This window comes from Pseudomonas sp. FP2338, assembly GCF_030687515.1.
GTDB lineage: Bacteria > Pseudomonadota > Gammaproteobacteria > Pseudomonadales > Pseudomonadaceae > Aquipseudomonas > Aquipseudomonas salomonii.
Window position 1 is genome coordinate 162,814 of sequence record NZ_CP117436.1, and the last position, 25,312, is coordinate 188,125.

A 25,312-nucleotide genomic window follows, 5' to 3' on the forward strand; every position below is an offset into this window, starting at 1 on the left:
GTCCTGGGGAATTTTTTAATGCGTCTGCACCTGTTCAAGGCAATACCGTTCGTACTCGCCGCCGGTTTCGTACAAGCCCAAACATTGCCCCAGGCCATGCAGCAGGCGCTGGATGTGCACCCGGAAATCCAAGCCGGTGTGAACAGCCGAATTGCCGCCGATTACCAACTGCGCGCCGCTCAAGGTGGTTACTTGCCACGCGTTGACCTGAACGCCGGTTACGGTCGTGAAGGCACCGACAACTCCACCACCCGCGCCGCCAGCGGCCCGAACGGCAACCAGTGGGACACCCACAACCGCGGCGAATCGAGCCTGCGTCTGCAACAGATGATTTTTGACGGTTTCGCCACCTCCAGCGAAGTCGGGCGTCAGCAAGCCAACGTCAACTCCCGTGCTTATTCCTTGCTCGGCACCTCCGAGCGCACCGGTTTGACCGTCGCCCAGGTCTACCTGGACGTGTTGACCCGCCGCGAATTCGTGCGTCTGGCCGAAGAGAACCTGCGCAACCACGAACGCATCTACGACCAGATCAAATTGCGCACCCAGCGCGGTGTCGGCAACGGTGCCGACCAGGACCAGGCCGAAGCGCGTCTGGCCCAGGCGCGCAACAACTTGATCACCGAGCAGACCAACCTGGCCGACTCCCAGGTCAACTACCTCAGCGCCGTCGGCCAGATGCCCGATCAGCTTGAGCGCCCAGCGCCCTTTATGGCCATGCTGCCGGCGGACCTGAATGAAGCCCGGCGCCAGATGCTCGATAACAGCCCGATCCTGCGTTCGGCCGAGTCGGATATCTCCGCCGCCGAGAGCCAGTACGAAGCTGCCAAGTCGCCCTTCTACCCGCGCTTTGATGCCGAGCTTGGTACCAATGCCGACAACAACGTCGGCGGCGACGCCGGTCACAGCAACGGCTGGGAAGCCATGGTGCGCATGCGCTTCAACCTGTTTGCCGGTGGCAGCAACAAGGCCGACCTGCAGTCCAAGTCGTACCAGGCCAGCCAAGCCCTGGATATCCGTAACAACGCCTTGCGCCAGCTCAATGAAGAACTGGGCCTGGCCTGGAACGCCTTGAACAACGCCAATGCGCAGTTGCCGGTTGCCCAGCAATACGTGGACCACAGCACCCGCGTGCGCACGTCTTACCAGCAGCAGTTCAGCCTCGGCCAACGAACCCTGCTCGACTTGCTCGACAGTGAGAACGAATTGTTCACCGCTTCCCGTCGTCTGGAAGAGATCAAGAACATTCAGTTATTTACTCAGTATCGAATCAAGGCGACCATGGGCGAATTGCTCAAAAGCCAGGGCGTGGTCGCACCGATGGCGTCCGTCGTACAGAACGACGTGAAACCTAAAGTCCAACTGCCTGGGATGAATTGAGCCACCCCAATAGCCCCATCTGTTAGTCGAGAGTGCACCGCGTGGAATCCGAAGTCAGTCGAGTTCATCTCAGTCATGATCCACGCACGCTGCACGACGACCCGTTACTGGACGGGCTGTTGGCGCTCTGTGCCCTGCATCAAAAGCCCGCCAGCGCGGCCATGCTCACCACCGGTTTGCCGCTGCCGTCGCAGCGCCTGAGTGCCGAGTTGCTGCCACGTGCAGCCGCGCGTGCCGGGCTGCAAGGCCGGGTATTGCAGCGCAAGCTGGAGCAGATCCCGACGATTGCACTGCCGGCGCTGCTGCTGCTCAAGGACGGCCGCAGTACCGTGCTGGTGGGTTGGCAAGGCGAAGACGAAGCACGCATCCTGCTCAGCGAAAGCGACGGCGGTGAAGTGCTGATCAAACGTGAGCTGCTGGCCGACGACTACATCGGCAAGGTCTTCTTCGCCCAGCCTCAGCATAAATTCGACGTCAACCACGGCACCCTGATTCCTCGGGCGCGCTCGTGGTTTCGCGACACGCTCAAACGTTCGCGCTGGCTCTACACCGACGCCATCGCCGCGAGCTTTTTGATCAACATCATCGCCATGGCCGCGCCGCTGTTTGTGATGAACGTGTACGACCGTGTCGTGCCAAACCAGGCCACCGCGACCCTCTGGGTGCTGGCCGTGGGTATCTGCGGCGCCTACCTGTTCGATCTGGTGCTCAAAAGCCTGCGCAGTTTGTGCCTGGACCTGGCCGGCAAGAAAACCGACCTGATCATCTCGGCCACGCTGTTCGAGCGCATTGTCGGCATGTCCATGAAGTACCGCCCGGCACGGGTTGGCAGCTTCGCGCAGAACATCCATGAGTTTCAGAGCCTGCGTGATTTCCTCGCATCCTTGACCCTCACCAGTCTGATCGACCTGCCGTTCACGTTGCTGATTTTCCTGGTGATCGCCATCCTGGGCGGGCACCTGGTGTGGATCCCGGTACTGGCGTTTCCGCTGGCATTGGGCATCGGCTACGCCCTGCAAAAACCGCTGGTGGCGACCATGGAACGGACCATGGCCCTGGCCGCCGAGCGTCAGTCCAGCCTGATCGAAACCCTCGCCGGGCTCGATGCGGTCAAGGTCAACAACGCCGAGAGCGAGCGCCAGTACGGCTGGGAGCAGACCATCGGCACCCTCAGCCGCCTCGAACTGCGCGTGAAGTTGCTGTCGGGCCTGTCGATGAACATGACCTTGCTCATCCAGCAACTGGCTGGCGTGATCATGATCGTCTTCGGCGTGTACCAGATCATCGACGGCAACCTCAGCATGGGCGGCCTGATTGCCTGCTACATGCTCAGTGGCCGCGCTTTGAGCCCGCTGGCCTCGCTGTCGGGCCTGCTGACCCGTTACCAGCAAGCCAAGGTCACCATGACCTCGGTGGACCAGATGATGGAGCTGCCCCAGGAGCGCAATTTCGAAGAGCGGCCCATGAGCCGCCGCACCCTGCAAGGCGCCATCGAGTGCCGTGGCCTGAACTTCACGTACCCGAACCAGCAGAACGCCGCGCTGAAAAATATCAACCTGGTGATCAAGCCGGGCGAGAAAATCGGCATCATCGGCCGCAGTGGCTCGGGCAAAAGCTCCCTGGCCAAGCTGATTGTCGGCCTGTACCAGCCCGACTCCGGCGCCTTGCTTGTGGACGGTGTGGACGTGCGCCAGATCGACGTGAGCGAGTTGCGCCACAACATCGGCTACGTCGCCCAAGACATTCAATTGCTGGCCGGCACCCTGCGCGACAATTTGGTGTCCGGTGCGCGCTATGTAGAAGACGAAATGGTCTTGCAAGCCGCGGAATTGGCCGGCGTTCACGAATTCGCCCGCCTGCACCCACAAGGTTATGAACTGCAAGTGGGCGAGCGCGGGCAGAACCTGTCCGGCGGCCAGCGCCAGAACGTCGCCCTGGCCCGTGCGCTGCTGCTCAATCCGCCCATCCTGCTGCTGGACGAACCCACCAGTGCCATGGACAACACCGGTGAAGAACGCTTAAAACAACGCCTGCAAGCCGTGGTGCAAAACAAGACCGTGGTGCTGGTGACGCACCGTGCCTCACTGCTCTCGCTGGTGGACCGCCTGTTGGTGGTCGACCGTGGGCAGATCCTCGCAGACGGCCCGAAAGCCGTGGTTATGGAAGCGTTGAAAAAGGGGCAGATCAGTGTTGCTTAACTCCATCAAAAGCGCGGTTGGCCGTTACTTCAAAGGCACCGACTCGCTGCAGGGCCAACCCCTGCCTGAAGTCAACAAAGCGCTGATCGAAGATGCGCCGCGGGTGATCCGCCTGACTATCTGGGCCATCATTGCGTTCTTCGTCTTCCTGGTGACCTGGGCCGGTTTTTCCAGCATCGACGAAGTTACCCGAGGCGACGGCAAGGCGATTCCGTCGTCCAAGCTGCAAAAAATCCAGAACCTGGAAGGCGGTATCGTCTCCGAGCTGTATGTGAAGGAAGGCCAGATCGTCGAAGCCGGTGCGCCGTTGATTCGCCTCGACGACACTCGGTTTGTCTCCAATGCCGGCGAAACCGAAGCGTTGCGCCTGGCCATGCAACTGCGCGTTGAGCGCCTGAGTGCGCAGGTGGATGACCGCCCGCTGAACATCCCCGACGACGTGCTCAAGGCCGCGCCCAGCCAGGCCGCCAACGAACGCTCGCTGTATGAAAGCCGCCGTCAGCAATTAAAAGACGAAGTCGGTGGTTTGCAGGAGCAGTTGGTACAGCGCCAGCAGGAGCTGCGCGAATTTACCTCCAAGCAAGGCCAGTACCGCAGCCAGTTGTCCCTGCAACGCCAGGAAATCAACATGTCCGAGCCGTTGGTGGCCCAGGGCGCGGTATCGCCGGTGGAAGTATTGCGCCTCAAGCGTGCCGAGATGGAAACCCGTGGTCAGCTGGACGCCACCACCCTGGCGATCCCGCGCGCCGAGTCGGCGATCAAGGAAGTGCAGCGCAAAATCGACGAAACCCGTGGCAAATTCCGCAGCGAAGCCCTGACCCAACTTAACGAAGCCCGCACCGAGCTGAACAAGGCCGAGTCCACCGGCCGTGCCCTGGAAGATCGGGTCAGCCGTACCCTGGTCACCTCGCCGGTGCGCGGCATCGTCAAGCAGCTGTTGGTCAACACCGTCGGTGGCGTGATTCAGCCGGGCAGCGACATGGTCGAAATCGTGCCGCTCAATGATACCCTGCTGGTGGAAGCCAAGATCCGCCCGCAAGACATCGCCTTCCTGCATCCCGGGCAAGAGGCGATCGTCAAGTTCACCGCCTATGACTACACCATTTATGGCGGCCTGAAGGCCAAGCTTGAGCGCATCGGTGCCGACACCATCACCGATGAGGACAAGAAGACCACGTACTACATGATCACCCTGCGCACCGACCGCAGCCACTTGGGCACTGATGAGAAGCCCTTGTTGATCATTCCCGGCATGGTGGCCTCGGTGGACATCATCACCGGCAAGAAAAGCATCCTCAGTTACCTGCTCAAGCCGATCATCAAGGCGCGGGCCGAGGCGTTGCACGAGCGCTGATCTTCAGCGCCTGTTGTGGCCTCATCGCAGGCAAGCCAGCTCCCACATTTTGATGTGTGAACACATTCGAATGTGGGAGCTGGCTTGCCTGCGATAGCGTCGTCAGCCCCACCGCAGATCCCAACCCTAAAGCATATCGATATTCGCTAACGGTATTTAAGCTTCCATTCTTATACCTATAAATTCACTCCCCTGTCCGACCGGGAGTGCCCTCATGTCCGCCACCTCTACTGTTCCAACAGCGACCCCAACCGCCCAATCCTTCGAGATTCGCCCACTGCCCGGCAGTGTCGGCGCCGAGGTCATCGGCCTGGACTTGTCCCGCCCGGTCAACGACACGGACTTCGCACGCATCCACCGCGCGCACCTGGATCACCACGTCGTGGTGTTCCGCGACCAACGCATTACCCCCGAACAACAGATCGCCTTCAGCCGCCGCTTCGGCGTGCTGCAGATCCACGTGCTCAAACAGTTCCTGCTGGCCAACCACCCGCAAATCCTGATCGTCTCCAACATCATCGAGAACGGCCAATCCATCGGCCTGGGCGATGCGGGTAAATTCTGGCATTCGGACCTCTCCTATAAAGAGCTGCCCAGCCTCGGCTCGATGTTGCACGCCCAGGAACTGCCATCCGAAGGCGGCGACACCCTGTTCGCCGACATGCACAAAGCCTGGGAGCAACTGCCCGAGCATCTGCGCAAAGCCGTGGAAGGCCGCAGCGCCGCGCACTCCTACACCGCGCGTTACAGCGAAACCAAATTCGAAGGCAACTGGCGCCCAACCCTCACGCCCGAACAGTTGGCTCAGGTGGCGGAAGTGGTCCACCCGATTGTGCGTACCCATCCGGAAAACGGCCGCAAAGCCCTGTTCGTCAGCGAAGGTTTCACCACCCGTATCGTCGGCCTGCCGGAAGACGAAAGCCGCGACCTGCTGGCCCAGCTCTACGCCCACAGCGTGCTGCCGGAGAATATCTACCGCCACCAGTGGCAGCCCCACGACATGGTGTTCTGGGACAACCGCTCGCTGATCCACCTGGCCGCCGGTTGCCCGAGCCACCTGCGCCGCAAACTGTTTCGCACCACCATCCAGGGCGATGCGCCTTTCTGATTCCCGGCAAGAGAGTTGACATGAACGCGCCCCTGCAAGGCCACGCGGCCAGCACCCTGAGTACCGCCAAACCGCTGTTGGCGGTGGACAACGTCAGCCTCGAATACCGCACGCCAGAGCGCGTGGTGCGGGCCACGCACCAGGTCAGTTTCGAAATCGACCCGGCCGACCGTTACGTGCTGCTCGGCCCTTCGGGGTGCGGCAAATCCACCTTGCTCAAGTCCATCGCCGGGTTTATCAAACCTTGCGAAGGCGAGATTCGTCTGCTGGGGCAAAAGGTCGACGAACCCGGGCCGGATCGCATTGTGGTGTTCCAGGAATTCGACCAGCTGCCACCGTGGAAAACCGTCAAACAGAACGTGATGTTCCCGCTGTTGGCCTCCAAGACCCTCAAGCGCCGCGAAGCCGAAGAGCGCGCGCTGCACTACCTGGAAAAAGTCGGCCTCAGTGCCTTTGCCGACGCCTACCCGCACACCCTGTCCGGTGGCATGAAAGCCCGTGTGGCCATCGCTCGTGCCTTGGCCATGCAACCGAAAATCCTGCTGATGGACGAACCCTTCGCCGCCCTCGATGCCCTGACCCGGCGCAAGATGCAGGAGGAATTACTGCTGCTGTGGGAAGAGGTGCGCTTCACCCTGTTGTTCGTCACCCATTCCATCGAAGAGGCGCTGGTGGTGGGCAACCGCATCCTGTTGTTGTCGCCGCACCCAGGGCGCGTGCGGGCAGAAATCCACAGCCATCAATACGACCTGCACAGCCTCGGCGGTGTGGAATTCCAGGCGTCGGCGCGGCGTATTCATCGCCTGCTGTTCGATGAAGCGCCCGAAGCCGAACGTGAGTTGGGTTTCGCCGATATCCGCATTGCTTACTAAGGGGCCGCACCATGCGCCAGGAATTTGAAGTCACCCTCGAACCACTGCTCAGCGTCCCCGTCGAGCGCGAACTGCCCCTGCGCCAACGCCTGTGGCAACAAGGCTGGCTGCGCAAGGGCTTGATCCTGATCGTGCTTGCGATTCTCTGGGAGGCGGTCGCCCGCTACCAGAACAACGACCTGCTGCTGCCGAGCTTTTTGCAGACCTCCCAGGCGCTGTTCGACGGCTTGCTCAGCGGTGAACTGTTGAGCAAGGTCTGGATCTCGCTGGCGGTGCTGATCAAGGGCTACCTGATCGGCATCGTGTTGGCGTTTGCCCTCACCACCTTGGCCGTGTCCACGCAATTGGGCCGCGACCTGCTCAGTACCCTGACGTCGATGTTCAACCCGCTGCCGGCGATTGCCCTGCTGCCGCTGGCGCTGTTGTGGTTTGGCCTGGGGCAGAACAGCCTGATCTTTGTGCTGGTGCATTCGGTGCTGTGGGCGTTGGCGCTGAACACCTATTCGGGGTTTCTCGGCGTGTCCGAAACCCTGCGCATGGCCGGTCGTAACTATGGCCTCAAGGGCATGCGTTTTGTGTTGTTCATCCTGATTCCGGCGGCGCTGCCGTCGATCCTGGCCGGCCTGAAAATCGGCTGGGCCTTTGCCTGGCGCACATTGATCGCCGCTGAACTGGTGTTCGGCGCCACCAGCGGTAAAGGCGGGCTGGGGTGGTACATCTTCCAGAACCGCAACGAGCTGTATACCGATAAAGTGTTCGCCGGCTTGGCTGTGGTGATCCTCATCGGTTTGCTGGTGGAAAACCTGGTGTTTGATACCTTCGAGCGTCTCACCGTAAAGCGTTGGGGCATGCAGCGCTGAGCCACTGATCCCTGCTAGGATTGCGTGCAATTCACTCCCCACTGATCACGAGTGCTTGGCATGCAACTACCGGACATGAACCTGCTGGTCGCCCTCGACGCCTTGCTCGACGAGGGCAGTGTGGTCGGCGCCGCGCGGCGGATGAACCTCAGCCCGGCGGCCATGAGCCGTACCCTTACGCGGATTCGCGAGGCGGTGGGCGACCCGATCCTGGTGCGCGCCGGTCGCGGCCTGGTGCCGACGCCCAAGGCCTTACAGTTGCAAGGCCAGGTGCGCAACGTGGTGGAACAGGCGGCGTTGCTGTTTCGTTCGGCGGACGAGGTAGCCCTCAGCACCTTGCGCCGCCGCTTCAGCGTGAGGGCCAACGACTTTTTTGTCGGCGTGTACGGCGGTCGTCTGTTTGACACCATGGAGCGCATGGCGCCGCTGTGCGAGCTGTGCTTTGTGCCCGAAGGCGATACCGACGACGACGCGCTGCGCGAAGGGCGCCTGGACCTGCGCGTGAGCAATACATTGCCGGCCAGCCCCGAGGTGAAGGTACAGAATTTGTTTTCCACCACCTTCGTCGGTTTGGCTCGGCAAGATCACCCGCTGTTCGACGAAGAAATCACCGCCGCACGGTTTGCCAGTTATTCCCATATCAGCATTTCGCGACGCGGCATCGCCCGTGGCCCGATTGACACTGCGCTGAATGCCCAAGGCCTGGAGCGCCGCGTGGCCATGATCGCCCCAGGCTTTCACGGCGCGATGTTCATGCTGCCCGACTCCGATCTACTGCTGCCCGTGCCAAAGGAAGCGTTGCTGAGCGCCAACCGCCTGAAGCTGCCGTTGCGCGCCTTTGCGTTGCCTATCTCCTTGCCGACCTTGGTATTGGCCCAATCCTGGCATCCACGCTTCGACAAAGACCCGGCCCATAAATGGCTACGCGAGACCATGCGCGAGAGCTGCCATGCCACCTGGCTCGAAGCCCAGCCCAACTGACTGTTGATGCTGGCGCGGTCAAAATGTGGGAGCGGGCTTGCTCGCGAAAGCGTTGGGTCAGTCAATACTTAAGGTGCCTGGCACACCGCCTTCGCGAGCACGCCCGCTCCCACATTGGATTTACGCCATTCCAACGATTGCGTCTGGCGCACTTATAAGCTTCCAACAAGTAACTTTTTTGTCATGTATGCACCCCATTAAACTGCTCGGGTATTTCCAATTCCGAGTTGCGCGTTCATGACATCCCTCGCTGCCCCCGCTCTCCAGGCTGCAGCCAAACCCACTGCCCTGAGCCCACCTGTGTTCGGCCCGCGCATCATCATCGGCTTGGTCGGTGTGTTGTTGGCGGTGCTGGTCTCTGGCCTCAATGAGATGGTCACCAAGGTAGCCCTTGCGGATATTCGCGGTGCGTTGTTCATCGGCTTTGACGAAGGCACCTGGCTGGTTGCGGCCTACACGGCCACCTCCGTGGCGGCCATGGCCTTTGCGCCGTGGTGTTCGGTGACCTTCTCCCTGCGACGCTTCACCCTGTGCGCCATCGGCCTGTTCACCGTGCTGGGCATCCTGTGCCCGTTTGCGCCGAACTACGAAAGCCTGCTGGTGCTGCGCACCGTGCAAGGCCTGGCCGGCGGCGCATTGCCGCCGATGTTGATGACCGTGGCGCTGCGTTTCCTGCCGGCCCACGTCAAGCTCTACGGCCTGGCCGGTTACGCGCTCACCGCCACGTTCGGCCCGAGCCTGGGCACGCCGCTGGCGGCGTTGTGGACCGAATACGTCGGCTGGCAATGGGCGTTCTGGCAGATCGTCGGGCCGTGCCTGCTGGCGATGGTCGCGGTGGCTTACGGCTTGCCGCAAGACCCGCTGCGCCTGGAGCGCTTCAAGCAGTTCAACTGGCGCGGCCTGCTGCTGGGTTTTCCGGCGATCTGCATGCTGGTCATCGGCCTGTTGCAGGGCAATCGCCTGGACTGGTTCGAATCCGGCCTGATCACCTTTCTGCTGATCGGCGGCGGCGTGTTGCTGGTGCTGTTCATGCTCAATGAATGGTCGCACCCCGTGCCGTTTTTCAAGTTGCAGATGCTCGGCCTGCGCAACCTGGCGTTCGCCCTGATCGTGCTGGCGGGCGTGCTGATGGTGCTGACCTCGGTGATCATCATCCCGTCGAGTTTTCTCGCTCAGGTGCAGGGTTACCGGCCACTGCAAACCGCGCCGGTGATGCTGCTGATGGCGTTGCCCCAGTTGATTGCGCTGCCGCTGGTGGCGGCGCTGTGCAACCTGCGTTGGGTCGACTGCCGCTGGGTGCTGGGCCTTGGTTTGAGCATGCTGGTGCTGTGCTGCATCGGCAGTTCACACCTCACCTCGGCGTGGATACGTGACGATTTTTACGGCTGGTACCTGCTGCAGATTTTCGGCCAGCCCATGGCCGTATTGCCGTTGCTGATGCTCTCTACCGGCAGCATCCAGCCGATGGACGGGCCGTTCGCCTCGGCCTGGTTCAACACCGTCAAAGGCCTCGCTGCGGTCATCGCCACGGCCGTGCTCGACACCCTGACCACCCAGCGTGAGCACTTCCACTCGACCATGCTCGTGGACCACCTGGGCAACTCGCCCCTGGCCGACGGCGACGCACCGGACCTTGCCCAGCGCCTGCACCAGCAGGCGGTGGTGCTGACTTCTTCGGACCTCTATTACGTCATGGCCGGTGTCGCAGTGGCGTTGATCCTGCTGATTTTCTGGATGCCCACGCGGATCTTTCCGCCTCGCGCACCGACCTAGCCTCAAGGACTTCTCATGAAACGCAAAGACAAAATTGCCGTCTCCGTTATTGCTGTGTTTGCCGTCGGCGTACTGGTTTATCTGGTCGCGCCGAGCGTGCTGGGCAGCAAGCGCCAGACCACCAACGACGCCTTCGTCGCCGCCGACTTCACGCTGGTGGCGCCGCGCGTGGCGGGCTTTATCAAAGAAGTGCTGGTGGAAGACAACCAACAGGTCAAGGCCGGCCAACTGTTAGCGTTGATCGACGACCGCGATTTTCGCGCTGCCGCCCAGGCCGCTGACGCCGACACCCTGGTCGCCCAGGCCCAGCTGAAGAACGCCACCGCGACCCTGGAGCGCCAAAGCTCGGTGATCGCCCAGGCTCAGGCCACCGTCGCGGCCGACCGTGCCGAAGTGGCGTTCGCCGAGCACGAACTGAACCGCTACAACCACCTCGCCGGCGTGGGCGCAGGCACCGTGCAGAACGCCCAGCAAGCCAAGACGCGCATCGACCAGGCCACCGCAAACCTGGCCAAAGCCACGGCGGTGCTGGCGGCTGAACGCAAGCAAGTGGAAATCCTCACCGCCCAGCGTGACGCTGCCGAAGGTGGACTCAAACGCGCCCAGGCGGCGTTGGAAATGGCCAGCTACCAGCTGTCCTACACACGCATTGTCGCGCCGGTGGATGGCATGGTCGGCGAGCGTGCCGTGCGGGTCGGCGCCTATGTGACGCCGGGCAGCAAGATCCTCGCGGTCGTGCCGTTGGCCGAGGCCTATGTGGTGGCCAATTTCCAGGAGACGCAACTGTCGCATATGCATGCCGGCCAAGCCGTAGAACTCAGCGTCGACAGCCTCGACGGCGAGTTGCTCAAGGGCCATCTGGAAAGCCTGGCACCGGCTACCGGAGTGACCTTCGCGTCGGTCAGGCCAGACAACGCCACCGGCAACTTCACCAAGGTGGTACAGCGTATTCCGGTGAAGATCATCCTGGAGCCGAACCAGCCCCATATTGAACGCCTGCGCGTGGGCATGTCGGTGCAAGCCACAGTCGACACCCGGCCTGTCTCGCAGTCGCGTGAGGTGGCACAGCAATGAAGCCTTTTGCCTGGCTCACCTTGAGCCTGATCAGCCTGAGCGCCTGCACGGTCGGCCCGGATTTTCAGCGGCCCCAAGGCCCGCAAGTTACCCAGTGGAGCGAACCCCAGGGTCGCCAGGCGGCGAGTCACGCGGTGACCGACCCTTTGCAGGAGCGCTGGTGGGACGTGTTCCACGATGCAGAACTCTCGGCCCTCACACGCCGTGCGCTCACCGATAACCTCGACCTGAAACTGGCCAGCAGCCGCTTGCAACAAAGCCGTGCCGTGCGTCAGGTGACCACTGCCGAGCGTTACCCCAACGTCAACGCCACTGGGGATTACCTGCGCCAGCGCAACAGTGGCAAAGGCTTGAGCGACCCGTCCAAAAACAACGGTCAATCTGCTTATAACCAATGGGACATGGGCTTCTCGGCCGCCTGGGAGCTGGACTTCTGGGGCCGCGTCAAACGCGAAACCGAAGCCGCCGACGCCACCCTGCAAGTCGCCGAAGATGACCGCCGCGCCGTGTTGCTGTCGGTACTCGCCGAAACCGCCCAGGACTACATCCAACTGCGCGGCGTGCAGAACACTCGCGCCGTCACCGAGCAAAACCTCGACGTCGCCCGCCACAGCCTCAAGCTCTCGCAACTGCGCCTGGCCGACGGCGTGGCCACTGACCTGGATGTGGCCGAAGCTGCCGCCCAGGTCGCCGCCATCGAAGCGCGTTTGCCGGACTTGCAGCAGCGTCAGGACCAACTGATCAACGCCCTGAGCCTGCTGATGGGCGAGCCGCCGCAAGCGCTGCACGCGCAACTGTCCAAGGACGCCGCCGTGCCGCAAACCCCGCGCCAGGTCGCCATCGGCTTGCCCTCGGAACTGGCCGAACGCCGGCCCGATATTCGCCAGGCGCAAGCGCGCCTGCATGCGGCCACCGCCAGTATCGGCGTGGCAAAAGGCGACTTTTACCCGCGTATCACCTTGTCCGGAAGCCTGGGTTCCCAAGCCCTGCAACTCTCGGATTTTGGCTCCTGGGGTTCGCGCGCATTTGCCTTCGGCCCGCAATTCAGCCTGCCGCTGTTCAATGGCGGGCGCTTGCAAGGCATGTTGAATTTGCGTGAAGCCCAGCAACAGGAAGCGGCGCTGGCGTACCAGCAAACCGTACTGCGTGCCTGGCATGAGATCGACGACCAACTGACCCGCTACAACGCCAGCCAACTGCGCCGCGACAGCCTCGCCGAAGCGGTACGCCAGAACCAGATCGCGTTGAGCACCGCACAACAGCAGTACGTCGAAGGCGTGGTGGACTTCGTCAACGTGCTCACCGTGCAAAGCGCGCTGCTGGCCACGCAGGAGCAGTGGGTAGAAAGCTCCACCGGCGTGTCGCTGGCGATGGTGGGGCTGTACAAGGCGTTGGGCGGTGGCTGGGAGTCCGTCTACCCCGCTACAGCCTCCATTCCGGCAGGCTGAACACAACCCACTGTGGGAGCGGGCTTGCCCTAATGCCAGTCAGTTGAGCGAACGAAATGCTCAAAGCAGCGAAGATCAAATGTGGGAGCGGGCTTGCCCGCGAAGACGTCGGCCCAGCAAACATTGATGTTGACTGACCCATCGCTTTCGCGAGCAAGCCCGCTCCCACAGGGGATCTGCGCTTAACTGACTGGCATTAGGGCTTGCCCGCGATGGCGGTAGTTCAGCCACAGTTATGTTGACTGAAGTGCCCTCATCGCGGGCAAGCCCGCTCCCACATGGAATATTGCGTGATTAAGGGTTCTGCAAAAACACCACATACCCCCTGAACCATTCACTCCCTTTCAAATACCCCGGCTCTTCCCATACGCCGCCCTGAATCAGCCCCACCTTGAACGGCAGCCCCAGCCGGTTCATGCGTGGCAAATACGCTGCGTAATCCGGGATGCTGTGGCGCCCTTGGTAGGTCTGTACCACCACTTCATCCACCACGCCTTTGAGCTGGGCGATGGCGTGCGGGTCGGCGTTGCTGCTCCAGTCCATCAAGCCGGTAATGCTCAGGCGCAGGTCGGCAGGCAGGCGTTGGCGCAGGTCGCGCAGGAAGCTTGTGTATTCGTGCAGGTATTGGGTGCGGGCGTCGAAATCGATCTGGATGCCGACCACCGGGTTGCCCGCATCGCGCCAGCGTTGCACCTGGCCGAGCAGTTGGGTGTAGACGCGCTCGGGCCAGTGCAGGGTGTGGGCGCGGTACACCACCCAGACCTGGCCTTGGGTGATGCGCGGTACGCTGATGCCTTGGGCGATAAACTGCACGCCCCGTTGCGGCGCGCGGCGGGTGGAGTTGATCTGGCCCTGGAGGATGTACAGGGTGTTCGCCTGTTTAAGCACCGGCTGCGGCGTGACCCCGCTCCACAGCCAGAAGGCGTCGTAGTCGCGGGCGTCAACGCCGGCAAAGGCCGGGCTTGCCAGGAGCAGCAAGCCTAGCCACAGGTGTTTCACCAGTAGTACTTCAGCGATTGGGCCCACTCGGTGTCGGCAAACCCGGTTTTGAGCTGGCGGAACCAGCCTTTGCGCACGGATTTATCCACGTCTACACCGCCGCAGCCGTTATAACCGGCCCGCGCATAGCAGTTGATCGCGCGGAACAGCGCGTAGGCCTTGTCGTTGTGCGGCGCCTTGGGGTTGGCGATGACCTGGCGGTAACCGTCGAGCCGCGAAAAGGTCTCGCCCTTGAACAACGAGGCGGTGCTGCCCAGGCTGCCGGCGGCGCGCACTTGGTCCAGTGGCATGCCATCGAGGTTGTTGCGCAGGATGAACTCACCCAGGCAGTTCAGGCCCTTGGGGTTTTTCGCATCGGCCTGCAGGGTGCTGGCGATTTGCGCAATGCTCGGGCAGGTGTAGCCGGACTCCGCCTTATCACCGTTCCACTGGAACAACTGCAACGAACGGCCATCGCCATACACATAACCCAGGCTGGTGCCGAGTTTGTCGGCGGGCGCCGATGCCGGCAGTTGCTTGAGGTCGTCAGCGAACGTGGCGTACTGGCTGCGCATCAGGTCTTTGTACAGCAGCACAAACTGGGCGGTGGCACGCTCGACCGGGTCACTGGCCTGGGTGATCTGTTGGCGCAACAGGTCCTGGCCTGCGATGTTACGCAGCAAGATGTAGCGCACCTGCTTGGCGCTGATCGGCGAATCGCTGGCGAACACGCTGGCCAGTTGGCCGTTGCGCTCGTAGTTCATCGCCAGCGCCAGTTCCAGCTGGTCGCGCTGCAAGGGCTGCTTGGCCAGGGGCAGCAGATGCAGCCACAGCGCTTGCGCACCTTGCCAATCCTTCTTGGCTTCCAGGGCAAGGCCGCGCAGGGTTTGCTGGCTGAAAGCGAAGTAGTCGAGGCTGGCGGGCACGTCCTGGGGCAGCAGTTTCAAGGTGGTGTCGGGCTGATGTTCGACGTACAGCGCAAACGCCGCTTGCACGTAGTCGTACAGCGCTGGCTCCTGGGCAAACACCGGCTTTTGCGCGTCCAGGGCCGCGCGGCTCAGCAGCGGCGGGTTGCCGGCGCGCATCCACATCAAGTCGTTGACCGCCAGCATCAGTGGGTTGGCCGAAGGTTTTTGGGTGGCACTGAGCAGCTTGTTGTCGGCTTCCTGCACCAACTCGTCCAGCGACACATTGCGGCGTTTGGCGCTCAACTGCGCGGCCAGGTCGTTGGCCAGCTTGTCGGTATCGCCCGCCAGCCAATGCACCCGGCGCAGCAGGCCCTGGGCAGAGACAGCGTATTCGCCCTGTGGATAGGTTTTCAGGTACAGGTTGAAGCTGGTGTCTGCATTGGCCAGCACCGACTTATCCACATGCTCCAGTTGCGGCATGCCGTATTCGTCGAAGGCGTTTTCCTGGGCCTGGTTCAGCTCGGTGCGGGCGATCATGTAGAACGCGGCTTCCTTGACCCACGGCAAGCTGCCGGCGGCGGCGGCGACAAAACCGCGCTGCGCATCGCCAAACCGGCCACTGTAGAAGTCGCCGGCGGCTTGCAGGTAAGTGCGCAGCTCGCGGCCTGCGGCGGACTGGATCTGCTCCGGGTCGCCCAGGCTGGCGCCGTCCCAGGTACAGGCGCCGAGCATCTCTACACGGCCCTTGGCCAGCAGGTGGCGCTCCGCTTCGGGCACGTCGGCTTTAACCACTTGGCTGATAAACGCCGTGGCACTGCTTTCATCATTGCTGCGGCAGCGGCTGCCTTCGCCGGTCAGAAATGCGTCACCCGCCGCCTTGTCGCCTTCACGCTGAATGCCCAGTGGCGCGAGCAATTCGTCGAGTTTGCTGGGTGTGGGTGCCACGTCGTTTTTTTCATCGGCGGCGTCGGCTACCGGGGTCAGGCGGTACACCGGAAACGGCACCGGGCCGAAGCCTTCTTCCAGGTCGGTCTCGCCCAGTGCATTGGGCGTCAGCGGTGCCACCTGTTTATCCGCCAGCAACAGGCGCAGGTTGACCCGGCTGTCATTGCCCGGGCTCAGGAAGGGCAGGTTGCTGCAGCCTTCAAGACTGTCGCGTGAGACCCGCCAGTCGGGGTAGCACGAGTCATCGCCGCTGGCCTGGGCCTGGAAGGAAAGGCCGGCGAGCAATGCCAGGGCCAGTGGTGACAGAAAACCGATGCGCATGACGTGTCCTTGATCCTGAGTCCTTTGAAGGACGCCATAATAGCGTGATCTTACAAATGCTTCGGTGAAGGCCTACACAAATCGCCGATTTGTCCGATTCCAGCAGCGAATAAGGGGTTTTTGTCCTAGAGTGGCGATCATTCACGCGCAGGGTTTTTTGGCCCGCCGGAAAAGGCAATGGTAGGGGAATCGAGGTGCGACGGTCTGTGGTAGAGCAAGATGAAAAGGTGGCGGCATTGCCCGCATTTGATCGCGTCGCGAGTAGCTGGGACGTTGCCGGCTGGATGAGCCGTCTGTGGTGGGTACCGATCCTGGTACTGGCCGTCGCCCTGCGTTTTTACAACCTGACGTCCGCCGCAATCTGGGGTGACGAAGGCTCCAGCCTGCTGCTCAGCGAATACGCTGCCGATGACCTGTGGTTTCACGCCGCCCACGATGTGCACCCACCGCTGTACTTTTTCATGCTGCGTGGCTGGATCGAGCTGTTCGGTGACAGTATCTGGTCGATTCGCAGTATGAGTGCGATCCCCGGTGCGATCGCCGTGGGCCTGGGCATCTGGTTGACGCGGCAACTGTCTACCCGACGTGCCGCCGTGCTTGCCGGGATCCTGCTGGCGCTGCTGCCCACGGCGGTGCGCTACAGCCAGGAAGTGCGCATGTATTCGCTGCTGGCCGTGTGGCTGTTGGGTGCCACGCTGGCGCTGGTGTACTGGGTGCGCCAACCAGAGCGCACGCGCTATCTGGTGGCGTATAGCGTGCTGATGAGCGCCGGTTTCTATACCCACTACTTCACGGCCTTGTGTGTGCTGGTGCACTGGGCGTATCTGGCCTTGCTGAGTTCAGCCCAGGCGCCCGGCCAACGTTTGCTCCAGCGCCCGGCGTGGTGGGTGGCCAATGCCGCGATCGTGGTGGTTTACCTGCCGTGGTTGCCGAACCTGCTTGGCCTGGTGCAACACGCCGAACAGCTCAAGGTGGGGGGTGACATCGGCTGGGAAGATCCGGTCAACCTGTTCTCATTGCCGTCGATGATCTGGCAATTCATCGTTCAGGATGAAGGCATTGGCTTCTGGCAGCCGCTGTTTTGGGTGTTCCCGTTGTTGCTGATCGCTGTGGTGGGCGTTACTGCCTGGCAGGATCGCGACCGCTATCGCCCGGCCAGCCTGCTGGCGCTGTTTTTCCTTTTGCCGCTGCTGCTGGTGTACGGGGTGTCATTCATTTCCCCGGTGTTCATCGAGCGTTATCTGACGGTGTACGCCATGGGCTTGCCCATCCTTTTGGCACTGGCCATTGATCGCTTGCCGACACGCTTGTCATGGTTGGGCGCCGCGTTGTTCGTGTTGTTTGTTGGTATTGAGCTGGTGGGGCTCAAGAACAACTTCACCGTCGATGAACATGACCAGTTCAACGTGCCTGTGGAATTCGTCAATCGTAATTACCAGGAAGACGACCGCATCGTTCTCAGCGACATGATGTGGTACCTCAGCTACGTGTATTACGACCAGACCGATGCCCAATTGCAGCTCTACACACCGCCCAAACCCGACGGCACGCCGACCCGGCCGAACGCCTACGGTTTCGGCACATTGGTCGATCAGGACGGCGGGCGCATTTACCTCGACCGCCTGTCGGCATTGCCTGCCGATACCCGCCGCGTCTGGCTGATCAGCAGCAACGAAGCGCCGGATGATTTCGCGCCCTTACCTGAAGGCTGGCGTGAGTTGAGCCGTCAGGATGGCGGTGGTGCGAGGGCGCGACTGTTCGTGCTGTGCAACGGGGCGCAGCCGCAACCTGAAGGTTGCCGCTAGACTCAGTCAAGTCTTCTTTACCTGGAGCCCGCCATGGAATCGCCTGTGCACAGCTTGCCATCACTGTTCAAACAGCTCGGGCTGCCGGATGACCCGGTCAGTATTGAGAAGTTTGTGGCCGTGCATTCGCCGCTTAAACCGAATCTGAAATTGGCAGATGCCTTTTTCTGGACTGCCAGCCAGAGAGCGTTTTTGCGTGAAGAAATTTTGGAGGATGCGGATTGGGCTGAGGTGGTGGATGAGCTGAATCTGTTACTGCGGGAAGGGCGCGGGGTGTAAAAAATGTGGGAGCTGGCTTGCCTGCGATAGCGCCGAGTCAGTCGACATCGACCTCGACTGATCCACCGCTATCGCAGGCAAGCCAGCTCCCACAGATGTTTTGTCTGATTGTTCCCATGCTGCGTGGGAACGATCAAAGCGGGGAAGTGTGAGAAGTGGGACAGCTTGGGAAGTTTCCTATTGGTTAAACAGAAACGGATGATAGTCGCCAGAATGAGGAGCCCGCTATTTACAGACGCTGATTTCCTTTTATGGTCACGTCATGCAGCGTCTGATCCCTCACAAAGAAATTGAAAGCTATGATCTCACCAAAATCGAAAGTCCCTACTTTGCTGGTATCAAAGTAAGGGAGTTCTTTCGCGCGCCTTATGCATTGCAGGGGCTGTGCGAGCTGCTAGCCGAGTGCAATGTTTCTCCTGTTCGTTGTTCAGGGGAGAACGATCAGCGCCGAGTTTTGGACAGGTTGGCATCCGGTGATTGGCTGTTCGTAATGGACCGGCCTTTTCTTCCTTTAAGTCGAGAGTGCCGTGTTAAGTATGGGCATTTGATGGGGCGCCGACTGTATGTCGGGCCTGGTAAATGGGAAAAGGTAAGTATCGATTACGATGGGGTTAAAAATACTGCAATCCTGGCCGCAAACCGACTGGCATCTATGGGTGACGAAGGGCGAATGTTCTTATCCGACGGGAAAGATCTCGCGAACACCACCAGGGTCATGACGCAGCGCTGGGTCCGTTTGGACAGTCGTGACGACCAACTCACCCACAGATCGGTTGAGCACCGGTACGGGGAGCTGCGGCAAATCAAGCAACGCTATCTGGAGGGGGATGACAATTGGCAGCAGGGTGGAAAATCCTGGCATTGGCAGCCTGTAACGCCGGATACAGCTTATGAATACAAGGATGCGAAACAGTGACGCGCAAGCAGGTCTTTTGGTTTTGGGGAGCGATGGATGCCATTTATCTGGTTCGCTATTGGGTCACCAGTGCGGTGGAGGGGCGAGTTCCTTATTTGAGCGATATCGAGAACGCATTATGGGTTTTGCGTGACCACGGCGTGCTGCAGATTTACACCTTTGGCTTTGTCATGTTGCTGCAGATCTCGATAATAGCGTCCTGTTTTTTATTTCTTCTCAGTAGTCAAAAGGTCCGCTGGCTTGTTTACCTTCAAGCCCCGTTACGGTTAGTTTTTTTTGTCCCTTCAATTTCTCTTCTGCTAATAGGCGCTCAGTTAGTTCCAGACTACAGCGTGGTGGGGATGGCGGTGCTAATTGTCGCGTCCGAGGCAATGAAGGTTTGGAGCGTCTGGCGATGGGGCAAGGAATCTGACGTTTCCAGCAGTCGGCGGTAGTCCATAAGCCAGTTGCACAGCCTCAACCATCCCCCCCTATAGTTCGCCCCGTCGCGGCACATCGGCGATCGGATTTGGCGATCCGTGTTCTGCGCTTGGTGGATACATGGGTTCTATGGCGGCTGTGCGCGGGAGATCTTCGGATCTGCCGGGTTTCATAGATAACCGGCTCGCAACCTGCGTACAGCTGCCACCCATACTCATTTGGCAACCTCGTCACCGCAGCACTGGTTTCGTTGCGCGATGGCTTGGACATGATGGGCGAAATCCAGCGCCGCCTGGACGCTCAGGCCGAACAGCCAGCCTGAGGCCAACACTGAACTAAAGGTGGGAGCTGGCTTGCCTGCGATGGCGGTGGTTCAGTCAACATCGGCCTCGACTGATCCACCGCCATCGCAAGCAGACCAGCTCCCACAGGTGTTTTGTTCTGCCGCAAATCTAACGTTCTCGCTCAAACCCGCTTTACTTACCCACAGCCCCCACCACCCATCACAAAAGTGTTTCAAAACTTGACGGTTTTGGATACATCCACCATATTGATAGTTAGCAAACTAACTGTATGCGAACAATCCAGTGTCCCAAACCCTCGAACAACTCCATATGAACCTCAGCAGCAGCATGGTGGTGGGCGCCCGTAACTGGCGCAAAATCTGCCAGACCACGCTGGTGAGCTATGGCATTTCCGAAGCCTGCGCCGTGCCGTTGCTGATGATCGGCCGCTTGGGCGACGGTGTGCACCAAGTGAAAGTAGCCCAGGCATCCGGCATGGAAAGCCCGTCGTTAGTGCGCCTGCTTGATCGTCTGTGCCATGACGGTTACGTGTGCCGCACCGAAGACGTCCATGACCGTCGCGCCAAGGCCTTGAGCCTCACCGAGCGCGGCCGTGAGCTGGTGCAGGCGGTGGAAGTGCAACTGGTGCGCCTGCGCCAGGAAGTGTTGGCCGACATCGCCCACGGTGACCTTGAAGCGGCGTTGCGCGTACTGCGGGCCTTCGAGGCGGCTGAGGCGACCTCTTGAACGGATTTTTTACCGGCATGCCGCCGGCCCGCGACTGGTTCTACGGCGTGCGCACCTTTGCGGCGTCGATGATCGCCCTGTACATCGCCATGCTCATGCAAATGCCACGTCCGTACTGGGCGATGGCCACGGTGTATATCGTCTCCAGCCCGTTTGTCGGCCCCACCAGTTCCAAGGCGTTGTACCGCGCCATCGGCACCTTCATGGGCGCGGCGGCGGCGGTGTTTTTTGTGCCGATGTTTATTCAGACGCCGTACCTGCTGGTGGTGATCATTGCGCTGTGGACCGGCACCTTGTTGTTTTTGTCTTTGCACCTGCGTACCGCCAACAGCTACGCGCTGATGCTGGCCGGCTACACCTTGCCGCTGATCGCCTTGCCGGTGGTGGATAACCCGCTGGCCGTGTGGGATGTGGCCGAGGCGCGTACCGAAGAAATCTTCCTCGGCATTGCCGTTGCGGCCGTTGTGGGCGCGATGTTCTGGCCGCGGCGCCTGATGCCGGTGTTCGACGGCTCGGTGGCCAAGTGGTTTGCCGATGCCCAGGTCTACAGCCAGCGCTTTCTGACCCGTAACGTTACGCCCGAACAAATCAGCACCTTGCGCGGCGGCATGGTCGCTACCTTCAACACCCTGGAACTGATGATCGGCCAGTTGCCCCACGAAGGCGCACGGCCGCAGACGGTGCGCAACACCAAGGAACTGCGCGGGCGCATGATTCACCTGCTGCCGGTGATCGACGCGCTGGACGACGCGATCTACGCCATCGAACACCGCGCCCCGGAGTTTCTCGACCGGCTCACGCCGTTGCTGCAAGAAGCCGACGCCTGGCTGCAGAGCACCACCGAAGAGGCGCCGCTGGAACGCTGGCGCGTGTTGCGCGACAAGATCGACGCCGCGCAACCCCAGGGCGAAGTGCTGGACGACCGCCACACGCTGCTGTTCTCCAATGCCTTGTATCGCCTCGGCGAGTGGGTGGACCTGTGGCAAGACTGCCGCAGCCTGCAAGCCGCCATCCAGTGCGAAAGCCAGGACACCTGGCGCGCCGTGTACCGCCACTGGCGCCTGGGCCGGCTCACGCCGTTCCTCGACCGTGGCCTGATGTTCTATTCGGCGTTTTCCACCGTTACCGCGATCATTGTCGCCTCGGTGTTGTGGATTTTGCTGGGCTGGACCGACGGCGGCAGCGCGGTGATCCTGGCCGCCGTGGCGTGCAGCTTTTTTGCCTCCATGGACGACCCGGCGCCGCAGATCTATCGGTTCTTTTTCTGGACCGCGATGTCGGTGCTGTTCGCTAGCCTGTACCTGTTTCTGGTGCTGCCCAACCTGCACGACTTCCCGATGCTGGTGTTGGCGTTTGCGGTGCCGTTTATCTGCATCGGCACCCTCACGGTGCAGCCGCGTTTCTACCTCGGCATGCTGCTGACGCTGGTCAACACATCGTCGTTTATCAGCATCCAGGGCGCCTACGACGCGGACTTCCTCAACTTCGCCAACGTCAACCTGGCCGGGCCGGTGGGCTTGCTGTTCGCCTTTGTGTGGACGCTGATCGCACGGCCGTTCGGCGCCGAGTTGGCGGCCAAACGCCTGACCCGCTTCAGCTGGCGCGACATCGTCACGCTCACCGAGCCTGCGACCCTGGCCGAACACCGGCACATGGCTGTGCAAATGCTCGACCGCCTGATGCAGCACCTGCCGCGCCTGGCCCTGATCGGCCAGGACACCGGCAGCGCCCTGCGCGACTTGCGTGTGGCGCTGAACCTGCTCGACCTGCTGGCCTACTCGCCACGCATCTACGGCGTGCCACGGGTGCTGCTCAACCAGGTGGTCGAAGGCGTGGGCGGTTACTTCAAAGCCTGCCTCAAGGCGGGTGAACGCTTGCCCGCGCCCAGTGGTCTGCTGATGACCCTCGACCGCACCCGCCGCGCCCTCAACGGCCAGGGCAAGCAAGACGAAGAAGACACCCGCCTGCATCTGCTGCATGCACTGGCCGGCCTGCGCCTGTCGTTGCTGCCGGGGGTGGAATTTATCGACGGCACCGAGCGGGAAGCGCCGTTACCTGATGGAGCGCCTTTATGATCGGTGATCTGGATATCAGCGGGGTGTTCCTGCCCACGCTGCTGGTGCTGATGGGCATTACGTATGTGTTGTTTCTGGTGGTGCACGGGCTGTTGACGCGCATTCACTTCTATCGCCTGGTCTGGCACCGGGCATTGTTCAATGTGGGGCTCTACGCGCTGTTACTGGGCGCCGTGGACTCACTCAGTCGATACCTCATGACATGAAAAAACCTTTTTTGACCATCGGCCGTGTCGTCCTGACGTTATTGATAGTGACCTTCGCTGTCGTCGTTGTGTGGCGCATGGTCATGTACTACATGTTTGCGCCCTGGACCCGTGACGGGCATATCCGTGCCGACATCGTGCAGATCGCCCCGGACGTGTCCGGGCTGATCCAGCAGGTCGACGTGCGCGACAACCAGTTGGTGACCAAAGGCCAGGTGCTGTTCGCCGTCGACCAGGACCGCTTCAAGCTGGCCCTGCGCCAAGCCCAGGCTGCCGTGGCCGACCGCCAGGAAACCCTGGCCCAGGCCAACCGCGAGTACAAGCGTAACCGTGGCCTGGGCAACCTGGTGCCGAGCGAACAACTGGAAGAAAGCCAGTCGCGGGTAGCCCGTGCCCAATCGGCCCTGGCCGAAGCCCAAGTGACCGTGGACGCCGCCCAGCTCAACCTCGACCGCTCGGTTATCCGCAGCCCAGTGGACGGTTACGTCAACGACCGTGCACCGCGCAATCAGGAGTTCGTCACCGCCGGGCGCCCGGTGCTGTCGGTGGTGGACAGCAACTCCTTCCACATCGACGGTTACTTTGAAGAGACCAAGCTCGACGGTATCCATGTCGGCATGGCTGTGGATATTCGTGTGATCGGCGACAACGCCCGTCTGCGCGGGCATGTGCAGAGCATCGTCGCCGGTATCGAAGACCGCGACCGCACCAGCGGCTCCAACCTGCTGCCCAACGTCAACCCGGCGTTCAGCTGGGTGCGCCTGGCCCAGCGGATTCCGGTGCGCATTGCCTTTGACGACGTGCCGGCGGATTTCCGCATGATCGCCGGGCGCACGGCTACGGTGTCGATCATCGGCGATAAGGTCAAAGACGGAGAGCAACCATGAAGCAGCTGCTGGCAACCGCTGCGCTGGGTTTGCTGCTGTCGGCCTGCCAGGCGGTAGGCCCGGATTACACGCTGCCGGAAACGTCCGCCATCAACCGTGGCGACCTGCAAGGGCAGCTCGCGGGCGAGGGCAACAACGTGGTGTCGGCGCCGGTGCCGGCCGATTGGTGGAAGCTGTACAACGACCCGCGCCTGGATGAGCTGGTGCGCCAGGCCATGGCCTCCAACACCGATTTGCGCGTGGCCGCCGCCAACCTGCAACGCGCGCGGTTCCAGACCCAGGAAGCCGAATCCGCAGGCGGTTGGAGTGCTGGCGCCAAGGCTGAAGCCCAACGCCTGCAGGAGTCGGGCGAAGCGTTTTTGCTGACGGAAAAAGTCCCGGTGGCCAACATCGGCAGCGCCAGCATCAGCACGTCCTACCAGTTTGACCTGTTCGGCACCTTGCAGCGCGGCATCGAAAGCGCCCACGCCAGCGCCGACGCGGCCCAGGCCGCCGCCGATACTGCGCGCATTACGCTGGTGGCCGATGTGGTGCGCTCCTACACCCAGGTCTGTGCGGCCAATGAAGAGCTGGCGATTGCCAACGAGTCCCTCGACCTGCAAGGCCAGAGCACCAAGCTCACCCAGCGCCTGCGCGACGCCGGGCGCGGTGACGAAACCCAGGTGACCCGCTCGCAGACCCAATACAAATCCTTGCGCGCCGAGATCCCGCGCTATCAAGCATCGCGTCAGGCAGGCTTGTTCCGTTTGTCGATGCTGCTGGCCAAACCGGTGGACCAGTTGCCCGCGGGCACCGGCACCTGCGCCGAGCTGCCGCATATCGCCCAATTGCTGCCGGTGGGCGACGGCGCTGCGCTGCTCAAGCGCCGCCCCGACGTGCGCCAGGCCGAACGCCAACTGGCGGCGGCCACCGCACGTATCGGCGTGGCCACCGGCGCGTTGTACCCAGACATCAGCATCGGCGCCACGGTGGGCACGGTCGGCATTCTTGACGACCTCGGCACCCCTGCCACCAATCGCTGGGGCTTTGGCCCGCTGATCAGCTGGACGGTGCCGACCAACGGTGCGCGTGCCCGCATCCACGAAGCCGAAGCCGCGACCCAGGGCGCCCTGGCGCACTTTGACGGCGTGGTGCTCAATGCCATCCGCGAAACCCAGACCGGCCTTGCGCAGTACACCGCACAACTGCAACGCCGCGACGCCCTGGCCGAGGCCGGTGCGTCCGCCAAGGAAGCTTCGGAGCAGACGCACCGCTTCTTCCAGGCCGGCCGCGCCTCGTTCCTGGCCGACCTGCAGGCCACGCGCACCTACACCGATGTGCGCGCGCAGCTGGCGGCGGCCAACACGCAAGTTGCCATGAGCCAGATCGATCTGTTCCTGGCCTTGGGCGGCGGTTGGGAAAGCGGACGAACGCAGGCGTCACAACCCGGCAAACCCTGAGCGAATAGCTATGCTTTGACAGGCGGGCCACCGTGAGGCTCGCCTGACAAAGTTCGC

General features: G+C 61.8%; 21 protein-coding genes. 19 read left to right on the top strand and 2 right to left on the bottom strand.

Translation table 11 applies throughout. The features are described from left to right. The first annotated feature begins 18 nt into the window (after positions 1 to 18). From PSH96_RS00685 to PSH96_RS00730, 10 genes are all read left to right on the top strand, one after another. Positions 19 to 1,377: a TolC family outer membrane protein gene (locus tag PSH96_RS00685; RefSeq protein WP_305456907.1), complete on the top strand. Its 1,359-nt coding sequence runs from the start codon at positions 19 to 21 to the stop codon at positions 1,375 to 1,377. Positions 1,378 to 1,418: 41 nt separating this feature from the next. Beyond that, positions 1,419 to 3,575: a type I secretion system permease/ATPase gene (locus tag PSH96_RS00690; protein ID WP_056858202.1), complete on the top strand. Its 2,157-nt coding sequence runs from the start codon at positions 1,419 to 1,421 to the stop codon at positions 3,573 to 3,575. After that, positions 3,565 to 4,929: an HlyD family type I secretion periplasmic adaptor subunit gene (locus PSH96_RS00695; protein WP_056858083.1), complete on the top strand. Its 1,365-nt coding sequence runs from the start codon at positions 3,565 to 3,567 to the stop codon at positions 4,927 to 4,929. The genes PSH96_RS00690 and PSH96_RS00695 overlap by 11 nt, the downstream gene beginning before the upstream one ends. A 214-nt stretch (positions 4,930 to 5,143) precedes the next feature. Continuing rightward, positions 5,144 to 6,037 carry a TauD/TfdA family dioxygenase gene (locus tag PSH96_RS00700; RefSeq protein WP_305456910.1) on the top strand — a complete coding sequence of 298 codons (894 nt, stop codon included), beginning with the start codon at positions 5,144 to 5,146 and terminating at the stop codon, positions 6,035 to 6,037. Between the two features lie 20 nt (positions 6,038 to 6,057). Beyond that, on the top strand, positions 6,058 to 6,909 hold the full coding sequence (locus PSH96_RS00705; protein ID WP_017136617.1) for an ABC transporter ATP-binding protein: 852 nt from the start codon (positions 6,058 to 6,060) through the stop codon (positions 6,907 to 6,909). Positions 6,910 to 6,920: 11 nt separating this feature from the next. After that, positions 6,921 to 7,769, top strand: a complete 849-nt coding sequence (locus PSH96_RS00710) for an ABC transporter permease (RefSeq protein ID WP_017136616.1) — start codon at positions 6,921 to 6,923, stop codon at positions 7,767 to 7,769. 60 nt (positions 7,770 to 7,829) lie between these two features. Further along, complete coding sequence (locus PSH96_RS00715) at positions 7,830 to 8,750, top strand: LysR family transcriptional regulator (protein WP_305456913.1); 921 nt, start codon at positions 7,830 to 7,832, stop codon at positions 8,748 to 8,750. A gap of 237 nt (positions 8,751 to 8,987) precedes the next feature. Further along, a complete protein-coding gene (locus tag PSH96_RS00720) occupies positions 8,988 to 10,523 on the top strand; it encodes an MFS transporter (RefSeq protein WP_305456915.1) in 1,536 nt (511 codons plus the stop codon). A 15-nt stretch (positions 10,524 to 10,538) separates the two neighbouring features. Then, complete coding sequence (locus PSH96_RS00725; RefSeq protein WP_305456917.1) at positions 10,539 to 11,597, top strand: HlyD family secretion protein; 1,059 nt, start codon at positions 10,539 to 10,541, stop codon at positions 11,595 to 11,597. Then, the gene (locus tag PSH96_RS00730) at positions 11,594 to 13,045 is read left to right on the top strand and encodes an efflux transporter outer membrane subunit (protein WP_305456919.1); all 1,452 of its coding nucleotides are present in this window, start codon (positions 11,594 to 11,596) and stop codon (positions 13,043 to 13,045) included. The genes PSH96_RS00725 and PSH96_RS00730 overlap by 4 nt, the downstream gene beginning before the upstream one ends. A gap of 294 nt (positions 13,046 to 13,339) precedes the next feature. On the opposite strand, the gene PSH96_RS00735 is transcribed toward PSH96_RS00730, so the two are convergent. After that, positions 13,340 to 14,044 (bottom strand): DUF3142 domain-containing protein, encoded by a 705-nt coding sequence (locus PSH96_RS00735; protein ID WP_305456921.1) that lies wholly within the window; start codon positions 14,042 to 14,044, stop codon positions 13,340 to 13,342. Beyond that, on the bottom strand, positions 14,041 to 16,197 hold the full coding sequence (locus PSH96_RS00740; RefSeq protein WP_305456923.1) for an outer membrane assembly lipoprotein YfiO: 2,157 nt from the start codon (positions 16,195 to 16,197) through the stop codon (positions 14,041 to 14,043). The genes PSH96_RS00735 and PSH96_RS00740 overlap by 4 nt, the downstream gene beginning before the upstream one ends. 194 nt (positions 16,198 to 16,391) lie before the next feature. Between PSH96_RS00740 and PSH96_RS00745 the strand changes: the two genes are divergently transcribed. The 9 genes from PSH96_RS00745 to PSH96_RS00785 all read left to right on the top strand — a co-directional run bounded on the left by PSH96_RS00745 (position 16,392) and on the right by PSH96_RS00785 (position 25,255). After that, positions 16,392 to 18,002: a glycosyltransferase family 39 protein gene (locus PSH96_RS00745; RefSeq protein WP_305456925.1), complete on the top strand. Its 1,611-nt coding sequence runs from the start codon at positions 16,392 to 16,394 to the stop codon at positions 18,000 to 18,002. A 33-nt stretch (positions 18,003 to 18,035) separates the two neighbouring features. Further along, positions 18,036 to 18,281: a DUF2789 domain-containing protein gene (locus PSH96_RS00750; RefSeq protein ID WP_305456926.1), complete on the top strand. Its 246-nt coding sequence runs from the start codon at positions 18,036 to 18,038 to the stop codon at positions 18,279 to 18,281. Positions 18,282 to 18,543: 262 nt separating this feature from the next. Then, positions 18,544 to 19,197, top strand: a complete 654-nt coding sequence (locus tag PSH96_RS00755; RefSeq protein WP_305456928.1) for a hypothetical protein — start codon at positions 18,544 to 18,546, stop codon at positions 19,195 to 19,197. Further along, a complete protein-coding gene (locus PSH96_RS00760) occupies positions 19,194 to 19,631 on the top strand; it encodes a hypothetical protein (RefSeq protein ID WP_305456930.1) in 438 nt (145 codons plus the stop codon). The genes PSH96_RS00755 and PSH96_RS00760 overlap by 4 nt, the downstream gene beginning before the upstream one ends. 600 nt (positions 19,632 to 20,231) lie before the next feature. Further along, the gene (locus tag PSH96_RS00765) at positions 20,232 to 20,648 is read left to right on the top strand and encodes a MarR family winged helix-turn-helix transcriptional regulator (protein ID WP_056858097.1); all 417 of its coding nucleotides are present in this window, start codon (positions 20,232 to 20,234) and stop codon (positions 20,646 to 20,648) included. Next, positions 20,645 to 22,723, top strand: coding sequence for an FUSC family protein (locus tag PSH96_RS00770; protein ID WP_305456933.1), 2,079 nt, complete (start codon positions 20,645 to 20,647; stop codon positions 22,721 to 22,723). Before PSH96_RS00765 ends, PSH96_RS00770 begins: the two co-directional genes overlap by 4 nt. Continuing rightward, entirely contained in the window at positions 22,720 to 22,929 is a 210-nt protein-coding gene (locus tag PSH96_RS00775) for a DUF1656 domain-containing protein (RefSeq protein WP_016969155.1), read from the top strand. The genes PSH96_RS00770 and PSH96_RS00775 overlap by 4 nt, the downstream gene beginning before the upstream one ends. After that, entirely contained in the window at positions 22,926 to 23,816 is an 891-nt protein-coding gene (locus tag PSH96_RS00780) for an efflux RND transporter periplasmic adaptor subunit (protein ID WP_056858099.1), read from the top strand. The genes PSH96_RS00775 and PSH96_RS00780 overlap by 4 nt, the downstream gene beginning before the upstream one ends. Then, complete coding sequence (locus PSH96_RS00785) at positions 23,813 to 25,255, top strand: efflux transporter outer membrane subunit (protein ID WP_305456935.1); 1,443 nt, start codon at positions 23,813 to 23,815, stop codon at positions 25,253 to 25,255. Before PSH96_RS00780 ends, PSH96_RS00785 begins: the two co-directional genes overlap by 4 nt. Positions 25,256 to 25,312 lie beyond the last annotated feature (57 nt).